General features: G+C 48.3%; 18 protein-coding genes. 15 read left to right on the top strand and 3 right to left on the bottom strand.

Going from position 1 to position 14,820, the window contains the following annotated elements; genetic code table 11:
• Nucleotides 1-10: 10 nt before the first annotated feature.
• From ACED36_RS15600 to ACED36_RS15580, 5 genes are read left to right on the top strand one after another with little or no spacing between them, the layout of a single operon-like run.
• Complete coding sequence (locus tag ACED36_RS15600) at nucleotides 11-1,165, top strand: chemotaxis response regulator protein-glutamate methylesterase (protein ID WP_371733511.1); 1,155 nt, start codon at nucleotides 11-13, stop codon at nucleotides 1,163-1,165.
• A 9-nt stretch (nucleotides 1,166-1,174) separates the two neighbouring features.
• Complete coding sequence (locus tag ACED36_RS15595) at nucleotides 1,175-1,954, top strand: ParA family protein (RefSeq protein WP_016960151.1); 780 nt, start codon at nucleotides 1,175-1,177, stop codon at nucleotides 1,952-1,954.
• Nucleotides 1,944-3,107, top strand: a complete 1,164-nt coding sequence (locus ACED36_RS15590) for a chemotaxis protein CheW (RefSeq protein WP_371733510.1) — start codon at nucleotides 1,944-1,946, stop codon at nucleotides 3,105-3,107. The genes ACED36_RS15595 and ACED36_RS15590 overlap by 11 nt, the downstream gene beginning before the upstream one ends.
• A 33-nt stretch (nucleotides 3,108-3,140) precedes the next feature.
• Nucleotides 3,141-3,629, top strand: coding sequence for a chemotaxis protein CheW (locus ACED36_RS15585; protein WP_016960153.1), 489 nt, complete (start codon nucleotides 3,141-3,143; stop codon nucleotides 3,627-3,629).
• Nucleotides 3,629-4,054: a DUF2802 domain-containing protein gene (locus ACED36_RS15580; protein ID WP_016960154.1), complete on the top strand. Its 426-nt coding sequence runs from the start codon at nucleotides 3,629-3,631 to the stop codon at nucleotides 4,052-4,054. The genes ACED36_RS15585 and ACED36_RS15580 overlap by 1 nt, the downstream gene beginning before the upstream one ends.
• Nucleotides 4,055-4,087: 33 nt before the next feature.
• On the opposite strand, the gene ACED36_RS15575 is transcribed toward ACED36_RS15580, so the two are convergent.
• Both ACED36_RS15575 and ACED36_RS15570 read right to left on the bottom strand, forming a co-directional pair.
• A complete protein-coding gene (locus tag ACED36_RS15575; RefSeq protein ID WP_016960155.1) occupies nucleotides 4,088-4,381 on the bottom strand; it encodes an EscU/YscU/HrcU family type III secretion system export apparatus switch protein in 294 nt (97 codons plus the stop codon).
• Nucleotides 4,378-5,157, bottom strand: coding sequence for a flagellar hook-length control protein FliK (locus tag ACED36_RS15570; protein WP_016960156.1), 780 nt, complete (start codon nucleotides 5,155-5,157; stop codon nucleotides 4,378-4,380). Before ACED36_RS15570 ends, ACED36_RS15575 begins: the two co-directional genes overlap by 4 nt.
• A 122-nt stretch (nucleotides 5,158-5,279) precedes the next feature.
• Between ACED36_RS15570 and ccmA the strand changes: the two genes are divergently transcribed.
• The 10 genes from ccmA (at nucleotide 5,280) to ACED36_RS15520 (ending at nucleotide 13,192) form a co-directional block, all read left to right on the top strand.
• Nucleotides 5,280-5,894 carry a cytochrome c biogenesis heme-transporting ATPase CcmA gene (gene ccmA, locus ACED36_RS15565; protein ID WP_016960157.1) on the top strand — a complete coding sequence of 205 codons (615 nt, stop codon included), beginning with the start codon at nucleotides 5,280-5,282 and terminating at the stop codon, nucleotides 5,892-5,894.
• Complete coding sequence (gene ccmB / locus ACED36_RS15560; RefSeq protein WP_016960158.1) at nucleotides 5,894-6,562, top strand: heme exporter protein CcmB; 669 nt, start codon at nucleotides 5,894-5,896, stop codon at nucleotides 6,560-6,562. Before ccmA ends, ccmB begins: the two co-directional genes overlap by 1 nt.
• 35 nt (nucleotides 6,563-6,597) lie before the next feature.
• Nucleotides 6,598-7,335 carry a heme ABC transporter permease gene (locus ACED36_RS15555; protein ID WP_016960159.1) on the top strand — a complete coding sequence of 246 codons (738 nt, stop codon included), beginning with the start codon at nucleotides 6,598-6,600 and terminating at the stop codon, nucleotides 7,333-7,335.
• A gap of 2 nt (nucleotides 7,336-7,337) precedes the next feature.
• A complete protein-coding gene (gene ccmD, locus ACED36_RS15550; protein ID WP_016960160.1) occupies nucleotides 7,338-7,544 on the top strand; it encodes a heme exporter protein CcmD in 207 nt (68 codons plus the stop codon).
• Entirely contained in the window at nucleotides 7,541-8,020 is a 480-nt protein-coding gene (gene ccmE / locus ACED36_RS15545; RefSeq protein ID WP_016960161.1) for a cytochrome c maturation protein CcmE, read from the top strand. Before ccmD ends, ccmE begins: the two co-directional genes overlap by 4 nt.
• Entirely contained in the window at nucleotides 8,020-9,996 is a 1,977-nt protein-coding gene (locus ACED36_RS15540; protein ID WP_016960162.1) for a heme lyase CcmF/NrfE family subunit, read from the top strand. The genes ccmE and ACED36_RS15540 overlap by 1 nt, the downstream gene beginning before the upstream one ends.
• Before the next feature lie 2 nt (nucleotides 9,997-9,998).
• Complete coding sequence (locus ACED36_RS15535) at nucleotides 9,999-10,553, top strand: DsbE family thiol:disulfide interchange protein (RefSeq protein WP_016960163.1); 555 nt, start codon at nucleotides 9,999-10,001, stop codon at nucleotides 10,551-10,553.
• Nucleotides 10,553-11,059 (top strand): cytochrome c-type biogenesis protein, encoded by a 507-nt coding sequence (locus ACED36_RS15530; RefSeq protein ID WP_026023985.1) that lies wholly within the window; start codon nucleotides 10,553-10,555, stop codon nucleotides 11,057-11,059. Before ACED36_RS15535 ends, ACED36_RS15530 begins: the two co-directional genes overlap by 1 nt.
• Nucleotides 11,056-12,270 carry a c-type cytochrome biogenesis protein CcmI gene (gene ccmI, locus ACED36_RS15525; RefSeq protein WP_016960165.1) on the top strand — a complete coding sequence of 405 codons (1,215 nt, stop codon included), beginning with the start codon at nucleotides 11,056-11,058 and terminating at the stop codon, nucleotides 12,268-12,270. The genes ACED36_RS15530 and ccmI overlap by 4 nt, the downstream gene beginning before the upstream one ends.
• 133 nt (nucleotides 12,271-12,403) lie before the next feature.
• The gene (locus tag ACED36_RS15520; RefSeq protein ID WP_016960166.1) at nucleotides 12,404-13,192 is read left to right on the top strand and encodes a VacJ family lipoprotein; all 789 of its coding nucleotides are present in this window, start codon (nucleotides 12,404-12,406) and stop codon (nucleotides 13,190-13,192) included.
• A gap of 48 nt (nucleotides 13,193-13,240) precedes the next feature.
• On the opposite strand, the gene ACED36_RS15515 is transcribed toward ACED36_RS15520, so the two are convergent.
• A complete protein-coding gene (locus tag ACED36_RS15515) occupies nucleotides 13,241-14,554 on the bottom strand; it encodes an outer membrane protein transport protein (RefSeq protein ID WP_016960167.1) in 1,314 nt (437 codons plus the stop codon).
• Nucleotides 14,555-14,820: the final 266 nt, after the last annotated feature.

The raw sequence follows: 14,820 nt of genomic DNA, 5'->3' as shown, positions 1-14,820 counted from the left end.
AAGGAATAACATGGCAGTGAAAGTACTGGTGGTGGATGACTCGAGCTTTTTCCGTCGCCGAGTGAGTGAAATTATTAACGGGGATCCTCGTCTTGAGGTTATTGACTGTGCAGTCAATGGTAAAGAGGCTGTAGAAAAAGCCGCTAAGCTAAAACCCGATGTAATTACGATGGACATCGAAATGCCCGTGATGGACGGGATTACCGCAGTTCGTGAGATCATGCGGACCAATCCAACCCCCATTTTGATGTTCTCGTCACTGACGCATGATGGCGCCAAAGCAACGCTTGATGCACTGGATGCGGGTGCACTCGACTTCCTGCCGAAAAAATTTGAAGACATCGCGCGCAATAGAGATGAAGCGGTGGGTTTATTGCAGCAACGTGTGAGCGAAATAGCGCGTAAGCGACCGTTCATGCGTCGTCCAGCGGTAACTTCAACCACGGTGACATCTTCGACAAGCACGGCCACTTCGCCCAGCTCAGTTGCTAGGCCTACTTCGGCTAGACCTTTAGCGGGCTCGACGTCTAACACTGCACCCGTTGCGCGTTCAGCGTCAACGGGGGGGCGATTTAAAGCCACGGGTAAGCGGTATCAGCTTACAGCGATTGGCACATCGACGGGAGGGCCTGTGGCTCTGCAAAAAGTGCTCAGTGCGTTACCCGCGAATTTCCCAATGCCAATTCTTTTGATTCAGCATATGCCATCCACATTTACTGCGGCCTTTGCGCAGCGTCTAAATGGCTTGTGTAAAATTTCAGTAAAAGAAGCGCAAGATGGCGAGCCGCTTAAAGCCGGTACGGCTTATCTTGCCCCAGGCGGCATGCAGATGATGATTGATGGACGTCCAGGTTCAACGCGTGTCAAAATCATCGATGGTGGCGATCGTATGAATTACAAACCGTGTGTCGATGTGACATTCGGTTCAGCTGCAAACGTGTACGGCGATAAAGTGCTGTCTATGGTACTCACCGGAATGGGTGCTGATGGTCGAGACGGTGCTAGAATGCTGAAACAACAAGGTTCAACCGTTTGGGCACAAGACGAAGACAGCTGTGTTGTCTATGGTATGCCGCAAGCAGTCGCGAAAGCAGGGATTTCAACAGAAGACCTGCCTCTAGATCGCATTGCCGAGCGTATCCTTGTCGAGCTCAATCTGGTTTAAGGAGCGGCTGTGATAGTCTGGAGCATTGCAAACCAGAAGGGTGGCGTAGGAAAAACAACCTCAACCATCACCCTTGCTGGGCTTCTCAGTGAAAGAAACAAACGTGTGTTGTTGATCGACACCGACCCACATGCGTCCCTGACAACGTATCTGAATTACGATTCGGATAAATTGCCACGTACGCTATTTGATCTATTCCAATTGCAGACTATCAATCGAGATACGGTCAAACCGCTCATTCTAAACACCGAATATAAAAACTTAGATCTGTTGCCCTCCCACATGTCTTTGGCGACATTGGATAGAGCAATGGGTAATCGCGGTGGCATGGGGTTGATGCTTAAAAAGACCCTAGCTTGCCTCGAAGAAGATTACGATTACGCACTGATCGATTGCCCGCCTATCTTGGGCGTGATGATGGTTAATGCCTTGGCTGCAAGCAATCGTATTCTAATACCAGTACAGACTGAGTTCTTGGCTATGAAAGGCTTAGAACGCATGATCCGTACCTTGCAGATCATGCAGAAATCCCGAAGCTCAGCCTTCAAAGTGTGCATTGTGCCTACCATGTACGACAAACGTACACGTGCTTCGCTGGAAACGTTGCAAGAGCTTAAAGTGCGTTATCCCGATCAAGTTTGGTCGTCAGCGGTGCCGATTGATACTAAATTCCGTGATGCCAGCTTAAAGCACATGCCGCCATCGTATTATGCGAAAAACTGTCGCGGCGTATTTGCTTACAAAACGCTGCTCTCTTATTTGGAGCGACTGGAACAGGATGAAAGATAGCCGTGCCTTGTCCAGTGTTCAGGCGCTGGACGATTATTTTGATGCGCTGTTGGAAGACGATGTTCTGCCACAGTCGCAAGACACGGATGCGACCTCTCAGGTCGTTGACGCTGCAGCTTTGGTGCCTCAGCCTGCGGCGATAGAGCCAACAGACACATTCAGTGGCGCGACACTCACGAAAGAAGAGCGTGATTTGTCGTCAGTAGAAAAACTCCTTAGTCAGCTTCAGCTTGAAGAGGGCATGGAAGTTGAAGTCGAATTAGACGCAGACGTCGATACACTACTCGACGTTGATGCTGAAATTAGCACTGATACAGAGGTATTGGCTGACACTGACGTTAAGGCTGCAACTGACAACGATGTCGTTACTGACATAGATGTATTGACTAACGTCGACACAGTGCAAGATGTTGACGTGATGACCGATGTTGATGTCGCTATTGATATCTCAATTGAGGTTGAGAGTGCTGTCGAGGCTGACCTTGACGTAGAGATCTCAACGGATGTGGCACTCGATACGGTCACGCTCAGTGCAGAACCCGATGTGGTCATTGTCGTTGAAGACATCGTGATGGCACACGTCGAAGAGGTTGTTGCAGACGACATTGCGATTGAAGAGACTGTTGATGTTGAAACCAACGTTGACGTCGAACCGGAAATGCAAGAAGACGAAGATATTGCGCCGCCTTGGCAAAACATTGCGTCTGAGTCTGCTTTCCAGGTTTTATTCTTTGAATCTTTTGGTGTTACCTATGCTGTGCCATTGGCCGAGCTAGGGGGTATTCATCGACTGGAAGACTGCAATCACCTTATCGGTCGGCCGGACTGGTATTTGGGCTTGCAAACAGAGCGAGATCAGCAGCTCGACGTTGTCGATACGGCCATGTGGGTAATGCCGGAAAAAATAACAGATAACAACCATCGCGAAGGCTATAGTTATATAGTGATCTTGGGTGACAGCAAGTGGGGATTGGCTTGCAATACCCTGCTAGGTACAGAGTCACTTAAGGGCGAACAAGTGCGATGGCGTGAACAAGCTGGCAAGCGGCCTTGGTTGGCCGGGTTAGTCAAACAAAAGATGTGCGCATTGATTCACGTCGAAGCGCTGATTGCCATGCTAAATCAAGGTATAGATGCCAACGCGTTGGCGTAATTGACGCAGCACAGCACGTAAAGAGGAAAATAAATGGGTCAGGTAGCTGAAGTTCAAAAAGATAACGTGAATGACGAGGTTCTACAGTGGGTGACCTTCCAGCTGGAAGACGAAACCTATGGCATTAACGTCATGCAGGTTCGAGAAGTTTTACGCTATACCGAAATCGCGCCGGTACCGGGTGCACCAGACTATGTGCTGGGCATCATCAACCTTCGTGGTAACGTGGTTACGGTTATCGACACGCGTTCTCGCTTTGGTTTGATGCAAGGTGATGTCTCTGACAACACTCGCGTCATCGTGATTGAAGCTGAGTCGCAAGTGATTGGTATCATGGTCGATAGCGTGGCTGAGGTGGTCTATCTCAGAACTTCAGAAATCGATACCACGCCAAGCGTGGGTACCGATGAAAGTGCCAAGTTTATCCAAGGTGTTAGCAACCGCAATGGTAGCTTGCTGATCCTGGTTGACTTGAACAAACTGCTCTCTGACGATGAGTGGTCAGACATGGCCATGCTGTAATGCTTGACGTCGTGTTGCATTGGCTACCGCTCGGTGTGTCCATCACCGTAGCGGTGGTTGCATTCTTGCTACTACGTCGAGAGAAAAAAGCCCGATTGAATCTGGATGCCAAATTCCAGGCAATGGAGCTGCTATATAAAAACTCTCGCCAGCAGCATGAGAGCCTTTCAAAGCAATTCAATGAATTGCGTGCAGGCTCGATTGGCATGAGCCAGAAACTCGCCGAACTATCCCAACGATTCGATGACTTGGTTGATAAGCAAAACGAGCTGGAAATGCACGATCCGGATGGTCGACTCTACAGTCGAGCAAGCAAGATGGTGGAGCTAGGTGCCGATATCCATGAGTTGATGGAAGAATGTGATCTTCCAAAAGCTGAGGCGGAACTTTTGCTTAGCATCAGAAAGCAACGGATGGTGAGGTAGTGCAAATGTCCTCTCTAGGATAGCAAACTACGGTTACACTGATTTGTTGACGACAGACCCTTCCCATCCGGGCGGGGTTTTTCCGTCTAAATACCACGCAAACGCGATCAGTTCTGCGATCACCAAGTACAATTGCTCTGGTATTTCATCGCCTACTTCCAATGCAGATAGCCAGTTCATCAAGGTTTCGTCGCTGTGCACCAAACCGCCGTTTTTCTCCATTTCCTCGATCAATTTTTCTGCCAACGCTTCATAGCCTTTCGCGCTAACTTGCGGTGCATTAATGCCATCATATCGAAGCGCCACCGCGCTTTTGGGTTTCTTCATACTTGAATGTTAACTCCGGCTTCTAGCGCGACAGGTTCGCAGTATTCGCTCATTTCTATTTTGCATTCAGACATACAAATTTGATGTTTATTCAGTTGTTTCTCTAAAGTTGGCAGGGCATGCTCGAGTTTCTTATGTAACGCTGGGGAATCCGTGGTTAGCGTCAGCGACAACGATTTTTCTTCTAACTCTGCGGTGGCGGTGAGGTGACGGTTTTTTGACAATGTGAGGTTAACTGTCACGCTCCAACGAGATTTTTTCCGTTTACCCAAGGTCTTCTTTTTGGCGGTGATGCGAACCGGTGTTGGTGTTAAATGGCTAAGAGGAAACAACCAGTGGTGCTCATTGGCTTTATTGCCGTCTTGCAAACGTTGCTCGGTTACCAGCATAAGTAGAGCTTTAAGCTTGCCGCTGCTTTCGTCGTCCGCTCCCGACGTGATGAGTCGCAATGCATCAAGAAGCGCTTTGTCCGATTGCCGTTCAGCCAACCATTTTGCTGCAAGCTCTGGTGTGCTTGGCATGACGAGTGCATTTAATAGAGTACTCACAGCGTGCGCACTTGGCGTATTTCCTGGCAAAGAGGAGGCTGGCGAGGAAAGTAAAAGAGGGAATAAATTGATCAGTCTTAGAACTTGAGCAAGTTGCGAAGATAGTGGTTGAGGGGGGGAACTCATGCCCGTTTTGTCTTGTCCCACCTGCAACAGTTTTCCCTGAAGTTTACTTTGGATATTCTCAAGCGTTAATACGTTGATGTTACTGGCGTTATCTATTTTCATATTTACTCACAATTATTAACGTATGGCGGACAAGAGCGGGATCGCGCCGCTAACGGTATTAAAAACCTCTATGTTATTATCGGGCAAATTTTTGAATACTTTATCGGGAACATTGATTTCTCATGTTGGAAGTACGTCAACTCAACAGTATTCGTGATGAACGAGTATTGTTCGAAGACCTTTGCTTTACAGTGTCGCCTGGCGAACTTGTACAGATAGAAGGCCCAAATGGTGCGGGCAAAACCACCTTACTGCGAATTATTGCAGGGTTGGGATTGGCTGAATCAGGCGATGTGCTTTGGCAAGGAAAATCAGTGACCAAAGCACGTGAAGCGTTTTACAGCAATCTATTGTTTTTGGGGCACAGCACGGGCGTAAAGCGTGAACTGACTGCTTTTGAAAATCTGGCGTTTTATCAAAAGATGCATGGTGAAACCGATGAAACAGCGCTTTGGGATGCGTTAGCCCGTGTGGGTTTGGCCGGTCGAGAAGATGTCACTGCTGCGCAGCTCTCCGCGGGACAAAACCGAAGAGTTGCATTGGCGAGGCTGTGGATTAGCAAATCTCCGCTGTGGATACTGGACGAGCCGCTTACCGCGATCGATAAACAAGGCGTAAAAGTGCTGGAAAGTCTCTTTCAAAAACATGTCGATGGCGGAGGGATGGTGTTGTTCACCACCCATCAAGATATGTTTGATGGAAATCCATTACTGCGTCGCATTAAGTTGGGTGCGTAATGGGGGCGGCGATGTACCAAATTATTCGACGTGAACTGCTGATTGCCTATCGACGCCAGTCAGACATGTTAAATCCGTTATGGTTTTTCATCATTGTCATCACGCTTTTTCCATTAGGTATTGGACCTGGGCCAAACCTATTGGCAGAAATCGCGCCCGGCATTATCTGGGTGGCCGCGTTACTTGCTGCTGTGTTGTCACTTGAGCGTTTGTTTCGTGATGACTTTATTGATGGCTCACTAGAGCAAATGTTATTGATGCCAGAACCTTTGTCTGTATTGGCATTTGCTAAAATTGTTGCCCATTGGCTGCTAACAGGCTTGCCTTTGTTGATCATAAGTCCGCTATTGGCAGTATTACTTTCTTTAGATTGGGCGACCTACAAAGCCGTGGTGCTTACATTGTTATTAGGCACACCAACCTTGAGTTTTTTAGGGGCAATTGGTGTTGCGCTAACGGTAGGACTTCGTAAAGGAGGCGTGCTGTTAAGTCTTCTTGTGCTGCCTTTGTTTATCCCAGTTTTGATCTTTGCAACGTCAGCGATTGAGATGGCTTCGAATGGATTTCCGATCAACGGTCAGCTTGCGATTCTAGGCGCAATGCTTGTGGGTTCGGCAACACTGATGCCATTTGCTGTGTCTGCAGCATTGCGTGTGAGCGTTCAATAATCCCATTTTTATGATTAATTAAGAGCGATAAAGTAATGTGGAAATGGCTTCATCCTTATGCCAAGCCTGAGGCAACCTACAAATTGTGTAATACGCTTTTTCCGTGGTTTGCAGTGTTGGCATTGTTGTCTTTGATGACGGGTACTGTTTGGGGTTTGGCATTCGCTCCGGCTGATTATCAGCAAGGCGATAGCTTCCGAATTATTTACATTCATGTGCCTGCGGCCATATGGTCGATGGGTGCCTATATGTCGATGGCCATTGCTGCGTTTATTGGCATGGTTTGGCAAATCAAAACGTCTGATTGGGCGGCGGCGGCGATGGCACCTGTGGGCGCAGTGTTCACCTTTATTGCACTGGTCACAGGCGCAATATGGGGCAAACCGATGTGGGGAGCCTGGTGGGTATGGGATGCACGTCTAACGTCTGAACTTATTCTGTTGTTCTTATATCTGGGTGTTATCGCGCTCTATAACGCGTTCGATGACGATCGCACGGCCGCTCGTGCCGCGGGTATTTTGGCGATGGTTGGTGTGATTAACCTGCCGATTATTCACTTCTCAGTAGAGTGGTGGAATACCCTGCATCAAGGCGCGACAATCACCAAGTTTGCCAAACCATCGATAGCCTCTGAGATGTTGTGGCCGTTGCTGCTTAACATACTTGGCTTTGCATTGTTCTTTGGTGCAGCGACCTTGATGGCGCTGAAAAACCAAATTTTACAACGAGAATCGCACCGTCCATGGGTCCGTGAATTGGTAGAGAGAGCCTAGCCATGCATTTTAGTTCCTTCTCCGCATTTTTAGACATGGGCGGCTATGCCGCTTATGTTTGGAGTTCATTCGCGATTACGTTTTTCGCCATGTTTTGGGTGGTGTTTTCGTCCCATCTCACACGACGTAAATTGTATCGTGAAATAAAGAACAAAGTTGCCCGAGAGCAACGCATTGAGAAAGCCCAAAAGATGGAGAACACATTATGAACCCGAGACGTAAAAAACGACTAGGGCTAGCTCTCGCTCTGGTACTGGGTGTTGGCTCAACCGTTGGTTTGATGGTCTATGCACTGAATCAGAACATGGATCTCTTCTACACGCCATCAGAGATCGTGCAAGGCAAACCTGACGGTTCTAAACCCTATGTTGGTCAGCGGTTACGCATTGGCGGTATGGTGGTTGAAAACTCAGTGAGTCGTGACCCTGAATCACTAAAAGTAACATTCAAAGTGGCGGACATTGGCCCTGAAGTCACTGTTGTGTTTGAAGGTATTCTTCCGGATTTATTCCGTGAAGGGCAAGGTATCGTTGCGCAGGGTGAACTCATGGATGCAACGACTGTGTATGCGAGCGAAGTGCTTGCAAAGCATGACGAAGAATATATGCCACCGGAAATTGCGGAAGCAATGAACAAGAGCCATACGCCGCTTGAATATACTGAGCAACAACAAGGTAGCTACTAATGATTGCTGAACTGGGCAATTTTGCCCTAATGATTTCACTGGGTTTTTCGGTGTTGCTGAGCATTTACCCGCTATGGGGTGCGCAAATCGGAAACCAAGCCATGATGCGCTCGGCGCGCCCGTTGGCCATCGGCATGTTCCTCATGCTACTCATGTCATTTTTTGCGCTGAGCTGGGCATTTTACGTTAATGACTTTACGGTTACCTATGTAGCCAGTAATTCCAACAGTGCGTTGCCTTGGTATTACCGTCTAACGGCGGTGTGGGGGGCACATGAAGGCTCATTGCTGCTTTGGGTATTGATCCAAGCGGGATGGACACTCGCTGTAGCCATATTTAGCCGCGGTATGCCGCAAGAATCTGTCGCGCGAGTCTTGGCTGTTATGGGCATGATCGGTGTTGGCTTCTTACTGTTTATTATTGTCACGTCGAATCCGTTTGAACGCACATTGCCTTACTTCCCTGTTGACGGCCGAGATCTCAATCCACTGCTGCAAGATCCGGGTTTGATTATTCACCCGCCAATGCTTTACATGGGTTATGTCGGCTTCTCAGTCGCGTTTGCTTTCGCCATTGCATCATTAATGGCCGGACGCCTTGATACCGCATGGGCGCGTTGGTCTCGCCCTTGGACGACGGCCGCGTGGGTTTTCCTAACCATGGGTATCGCACTGGGTTCATGGTGGGCTTATTACGAACTTGGCTGGGGTGGTTGGTGGTTCTGGGATCCTGTCGAAAACGCATCATTCATGCCTTGGCTTGCGGGTACGGCATTGATGCACTCGTTGGCGGTCACAGAAAAGCGTGGCACGTTTAAGGCTTGGACAGTACTTCTGGCAATTTCAGCGTTTTCTCTCAGCTTGTTAGGAACCTTCTTAGTACGTTCTGGTGTTCTGGTTTCCGTTCATGCTTTTGCTTCTGATCCTGCGCGTGGCTTGTTTATTTTGGCATTCCTTGTTGCAGTTATCGGTGGTTCATTATTGCTCTATGCACTGCGCGCGTCAGAAGTGCGCTCACGAGGCAACTTCGAGTTGGTATCGCGTGAGAACGTGCTGCTCGCAAACAATATTTTCCTGATTGCCGCGCTGGTGGTTGTGCTTCTTGGTACGTTGTTGCCGTTGGTACACAAACAGATTGGTTTGGGTTCAGTCTCCATCGGAGAACCTTTCTTTAATCTGCTGTTTACGTGGCTCTCTGTTCCTTTTGTTTTCCTTCTCGGTATTGGACCGCTAATTCGTTGGAAACGTGACAACCTGAAAAACGTGAAAAAGGAAGTCCTTTTCAGCGGTGTGGCATCTGTTGTTATTGGTGTTGGTCTGGTTTGGATTTTTGCTGATACCTTTAAACCATTAGCGGCGCTAGGCGCAGTGATGGGGCTTTGGATTGCTATTCTACTCTCGGTAGAACTGTACCAACGTGCTACGCACCGTCACGATTTGATGACCGGATTAGGCAAGTTAGGTCGCAGTCATTGGGCGATGGTGTTTGGGCATCTTGGTCTTGCGATTTCAATCTTGGGTATTGCGATGGTGCAAAATTACGACATTGAACGAGATGTAAAGATGGCGCCAGGTGAGCGCGTTCAGATGCAAGGCTATGAATTCCACTTTGCGGGTTTGCGAGACAAAGATGGCCCTAACTACGATGGCTATGTTGCAGATTTCGACATTTACCTTGGTGACAAGCGCATCAATACATTGCATGCGGAAAAGCGTTTCTACACCGTGCAGCGTTCAATGATGACCGAAGCAGACATCGATCGCGGTATTACTCGTGATTTGTATATTGCGATGGGAGAGCGTTTGGATGATGGTGCTTGGGCCATTCGTATCTACTACAAGCCGTTCGTACGCTGGATTTGGTTCGGTGCATTGGTCATGTCCATTGGTGGATTACTGGCCATGTCTGACAAGCGTTACCGTTTCCGTAAGAAATCAGATGAGGCAGTCTCTGTCGAATCTGTGAAGGAGGTTTAAGCGTGAAACGTCCTGTACTCTTTATCCCGCTGGGCTTGTTTTTTGTGGTTGTTGTTTTTCTTCTTGGGCAGCTTTTAAATAATGCACAAGGGGATGACCCCACGAAATTGGAGTCTGTGTTGGTGGGTAAACCTGTGCCAGAGTTTCGTCTCGAAGATCTCACCGAAGCGGGCAAGCTTTATGATCAAGACATCTTCAAAGGCCAGCCGTTATTACTGAATGTTTGGGCAACATGGTGTCCAACCTGTTATGCCGAACATACGTATCTCAATGAGTTGGCGGCAAATGGCGTAAAAATCATTGGCCTTAACTACAAAGACGATCGTGTTAAAGCCATCGGCTGGTTGAATAAATTGGGCAACCCTTACTTGGTGAGCCTGTTTGATGGTAACGGCATGCTAGGTCTCGATCTGGGCGTTTATGGCGCACCAGAAACATTCCTCATAGATGCTAACGGTGTGATTCGTTATCGCCATGTTGGTGACGTTAACGAACGTAACTGGCAGGACAAGCTTGGCCCTATGTATGAGAAAATGCTGGCGGAGGCCAAAGGATGATCAAGCGCTTTTGGCTCTTGCTGCTATTGGCAAGCAGTGCTGTATTTTCGGTGTCTGCCGCGATTGAGGTGTATGAATTCGATACGCCGCAACAAGAAGATGCCTTCCATAAACTCGGCAAAGAGCTTCGTTGCCCTAAGTGCCAGAACAACAATATCGCAGATTCGAATGCCGGGTTGGCTCAAGACCTTCGTTTGAAAGTCTATGAGATGCTCAAACAAGGCAAGAATGAAGATGAGATTGTGGAATACATGGTGGCGCGTTATGGCAACTTTGTTACCTATAGTCCACCGGTAACGGCTTCTACGTTGATTTTGTGGGCGGGACCAGCACTGTTTGTGCTTATCGGATTTACTGTGTTGGTCATGCGTAGCCGCAAACCAAAAGCACAGGCAGAGAAAGCACAACTAGACACTGACGAGCAAGCGCGTCTCGCCGCGTTGTTGGGTGGAGACACTGCAAATAACCAATCCGCAAATAAAGATAACAAGGATACAAACGGATGACCGAATTGTGGTTCTGGCTGATCACAGCCTTGATGGTACTTGTCTCTGTTGGACTCTTTGTCGTGCCGATCTATCTGGGTAAAGACCAAGATGAAGCGGCCAGTCGTGATGAATTGAATAAAGCGTTCTTCCGTGACCGCATGGATGAATTGGAAGAAGAAACAGAAGAAGGTTTAGTAGACAACCAAAGCGAGTTGGCATTGGAGCTTCAACAATCGCTGCTAGATGATATTCCTGAAGGGGATAAAGCAAAGACACAAAATAAAGTGTCAATGCTGATGCTTTTACCGGGCGTACTTATCCTGGTTGGCTTGAGTTATTCCCTGTACTTTCTCGAAGGCAATCAGCAGCAGGTGGTTGCATGGCAGGAAACTGCAGAACGATTACCTGAGTTATCGCGTCGTCTGATGTCTGACAGCGAAGAGCCAATGACCGATCAAGAAATGGCTGATCTCACTTTGTCGCTTCGTACTAAGCTTTCACAAACGCCAGACGATGCCATGGGCTGGTTGCTGCTAGGTCGCATTGGTTTGGCGAATCGTGATATTCAAACCGCGGAAGGCGCGATGGGTAAAGCGTATCGACTCATGCCAAATGACAACGATGTGAAGCTTGGTTACGCGCAGTCGTTGATGTTGAGTGGTGACGAGACAAACGTTGAAACAGCACGAAATTTGCTGCGTCAGGTTATTAAGAAAGATCATGGCAACCTGCAAGCCTTGTCTCTACTTGCATTCGAAGCGTTCGAGCGCAATGCATATGATGAAGCCATTGCCGCTTGGTCAACCATGAAGCAGCTTCTGCCTGAAAACGACCCTCGTATCTCGATGCTGGATCGCAGTATTGCACGCGCACAAGCACAAGTTGGCGCAGGAAATGGTCAAACGGTTTCTGTGACAATTTCATTGGATGACGCAGTCGGTATTCCTGATGAGGGCGTGCTTATTGTTTCTGTTCACTCTGCCGACGGTGCGCCGATGCCCGTGGCCGCGAAGCGAATCCCTCTCAGCAGTTTCCCGCTGGATGTGGAGCTCACCGATGCAGACAGTATGATCCCAGAGCGTCTGATGTCGTCACTGCCAAATGTGCTGGTCAAAGCTCGCATTGATCGTGATGGCAATGTGATGACTAAAGAAGGCGATTGGTTTGGTGAGAGTGAGCCATTTGCCCTAGGCGGTTCATCACAGATAGTGATTAACCAAAAGAATTAGCCGAATTATCGCCGACCCACTTTGACATGTCGTTCTTATCTGAGCATGCATTTTGACGTTACTCGGGTATAATTGAGGAAAAATGGATAAGGCTGGTGAATAACCAGCCTCTTTTTTAGGAAAAATATTAATAATGTGGAAACGTCTGATATTGGCAGTTGGCGTTATTATTGGATTGAGTGGTTGTGCGCAGGCGCCTGATGAGAGCGCTGTGGATGCGGAAACAAATACTGAATTTGATATCTCGCACCCGAATGACCCTTTTGAAGGATTCAATCGCACCATGTGGGCTTTCAACTACGACATTCTGGATCCGTACGTAGCCCGTCCGGTTTCCCTCGCTTATGTCAACTACGTACCGAGCTTTGCCAGAACAGGGGTTTCAAATTTTATTGATAACCTGGGCGAGCCCGCGAGTATGGTGAACAGTATTGTTATGCTGGAAGGCGAGGCGGCGGTCACTCATTTTAATCGTTTTTGGATTAATACCGTTTTTGGACTGGCAGGCTTGATAGATATCGCCTCGGCAGCAAATATTCAAAAACTGGACGACCGTCAGTTTGGTGATGCCATGGGATACTACGATATCGGACAAGGCCCTTACTTTATGGTGCCAATATATGGTCCGATAACTTTGCGTGAAGGTGCAGGTGACATGGTCGACGATCTCTATCCTCCGCTGTCGCTGTTGACGCTACCACAATCAATCATCAAGTGGGCGTTGGACGGAATGGAAAGTCGCGCGGCGGTCGTGCCTCAAGAACCATTGCTAGAGAATTCTCCTGATCCGTATGCATTTGCCCGCGATGCTTATTTGCAGCACAAAGCATTTAAAGCGCGTGGTGGCAAAGCGATTGAAGAACCTGAACCGGATGACGAGTACCTTGACGAAGACTTGTTAGACGAAATAGATGATTACTAAAACCAAAAATGGCCACTCAATGAGTGGCCATTTTTTATATCTGCTTACTTAGAAGCGATAGGTCGCTTGAACACCCGCTAACCATACGCTGCCGGTTGTTTGGCCTTCAAACTTACCGCCGAATGCCGCACCAGATGCATCAGAGGCGATGCCTGGGCGAGGTTCAACAACATCTGCGTCTTTTGCGAAGATGTAGGTAAAGCCTGCATCCAACGTCAGATTTTGAGACCACGCATAACCTGCACCTAGGCTCAGCCACAAACGGTCTGTTTCTGGAATAGTGATAGTGCGGTTAGCGTCATCCACAGCAGCCATATCGTATGCAACGCCCGAACGCAATTGCGTTTTATCATTGAGTTGGTAAGTCGCACCCACGGCAAAGCGGTAGTTATCTTTCCAGTTCTCTTGCTTCACGATTTGTGAAGGAACAGACAATGAAGGAATGTTCGCTTCTAGCTTCTCAAACGTGCTCCAGTCAGTCCAGTTCACGCTAGCATGTACCGCAACCTTGTCAGTCAACTGATGGAAGCTAGCAAGCTCGGCAGTGGCGGGCAAGGTTAGTCCCATGCTGCCAGCGTATTGAACCATGTCAGTAAGAGGCGATGTGCCGCCGTTGTATAGGTTGAAAGCTAGGCCTTCTGCATGACCTTCTAGGTTCAGCTCAACTTCTGAACGGTAGTTAAAGCCAATTCGGTTGGTATCATTGATCTGCCAAGCAGCACCAGCCTGCCAACCCCAAGAAGTGTCATCACCTTCCATGAACTTTAGTGTTGTGCCCTTTGGAGCGAATCCACCAGAGCTCTTCGCACCAATGCTGCCTTCACCCATGACAAAGCGAACACCACCACCAATGGAGAATTGGTCGTTGATGCGGTAAGCAACGTTAGGGTTAATTTCCATGGTCATCACAGAGGCTTCATTGCCAAATTGCGTGCCTTTGAAGTTGTCGTCTAGCTTGGTGTGCATACCGAAGTTAGAGCTCAGTGCCAAACCAAGGAACACCTGATCGTTCACTTGGTGTGACACATAGAAGTTTGGTACGACGGCAGCATCAGCAAAATCATGTGATGACGTCGCAGTTTCTTTGCCAGTCAGGCTAGTGGTAGTGCCATCTACATCAACGTTCGGGTCAACGTAGATCATACCAGTGGATACTTGTGTACCAGGCAGGTACGTCAGCATCGCTGGGTTACGGAACTGTGCCGCGGCGTTATCCGCCATTGCTGCTTCGCCTGCGTACGCACGACCAAGGCCGGTTGCAGAATACTCTGCAAGCTGGAAACCAGCAGCCATTGCTGAGGTGGAAGAAAGAGAGCCAAGTGCTGCGGCAATTGCCAACGGAAGAAGTTTGTTCTTGTTCATTATATATTTCTTGTTTTTGAAGGTCGCTATAGGGTACTGACCAACGCTTTGGATGCAATTTTAATGAACTAGGTTGAATATTTTTAGATGGAAATTTTGTCATGCATTCCATCTTCCGATAGATCGTCTATATGAAGTGGTGTTTGGCACAGGTGTACGCTGAAACTCAGCGAACACTTGTATCGATAAATGCGGACTTGAGCGAACTAATGTACGCTGAAAAATACTGCCAATAGAGTGATGTGGCGGGTGCTGAAGGAAACGAG

The organism is Enterovibrio sp. FF113 (genome assembly GCF_041439165.1).
Lineage (GTDB): Bacteria > Pseudomonadota > Gammaproteobacteria > Enterobacterales > Vibrionaceae > Enterovibrio > Enterovibrio norvegicus_A.
The sequence above is the reverse complement of the archived record's forward strand: the minus strand, read 5'-3'. Positions and strand labels throughout refer to the sequence as shown.

What these genes read in the sequence shown, in the direction of transcription:
- ACED36_RS15600 (WP_371733511.1), top strand. Translation starts at nt 11, where the DNA reads ATGGCAGTGAAAGTACTGGTGGTGGATGACTCGAGCTTTTTCCGTCGC.
- ACED36_RS15590 (WP_371733510.1), top strand. Translation starts at nt 1,944, where the DNA reads ATGAAAGATAGCCGTGCCTTGTCCAGTGTTCAGGCGCTGGACGATTAT.
- ACED36_RS15585 (WP_016960153.1), top strand. Translation starts at nt 3,141, where the DNA reads ATGGGTCAGGTAGCTGAAGTTCAAAAAGATAACGTGAATGACGAGGTT.
- ACED36_RS15580 (WP_016960154.1), top strand. Translation starts at nt 3,629, where the DNA reads ATGCTTGACGTCGTGTTGCATTGGCTACCGCTCGGTGTGTCCATCACC.
- ACED36_RS15575 (WP_016960155.1), bottom strand. Translation starts at nt 4,381, where the DNA reads ATGAAGAAACCCAAAAGCGCGGTGGCGCTTCGATATGATGGCATTAAT.
- ACED36_RS15570 (WP_016960156.1), bottom strand. Translation starts at nt 5,157, where the DNA reads ATGAAAATAGATAACGCCAGTAACATCAACGTATTAACGCTTGAGAAT.
- ccmA (WP_016960157.1), top strand. Translation starts at nt 5,280, where the DNA reads ATGTTGGAAGTACGTCAACTCAACAGTATTCGTGATGAACGAGTATTG.
- ccmB (WP_016960158.1), top strand. Translation starts at nt 5,894, where the DNA reads ATGGGGGCGGCGATGTACCAAATTATTCGACGTGAACTGCTGATTGCC.
- ACED36_RS15555 (WP_016960159.1), top strand. Translation starts at nt 6,598, where the DNA reads ATGTGGAAATGGCTTCATCCTTATGCCAAGCCTGAGGCAACCTACAAA.
- ccmD (WP_016960160.1), top strand. Translation starts at nt 7,338, where the DNA reads ATGCATTTTAGTTCCTTCTCCGCATTTTTAGACATGGGCGGCTATGCC.
- ccmE (WP_016960161.1), top strand. Translation starts at nt 7,541, where the DNA reads ATGAACCCGAGACGTAAAAAACGACTAGGGCTAGCTCTCGCTCTGGTA.
- ACED36_RS15540 (WP_016960162.1), top strand. Translation starts at nt 8,020, where the DNA reads ATGATTGCTGAACTGGGCAATTTTGCCCTAATGATTTCACTGGGTTTT.
- ccmI (WP_016960165.1), top strand. Translation starts at nt 11,056, where the DNA reads ATGACCGAATTGTGGTTCTGGCTGATCACAGCCTTGATGGTACTTGTC.
- ACED36_RS15520 (WP_016960166.1), top strand. Translation starts at nt 12,404, where the DNA reads ATGTGGAAACGTCTGATATTGGCAGTTGGCGTTATTATTGGATTGAGT.
- ACED36_RS15515 (WP_016960167.1), bottom strand. Translation starts at nt 14,554, where the DNA reads ATGAACAAGAACAAACTTCTTCCGTTGGCAATTGCCGCAGCACTTGGC.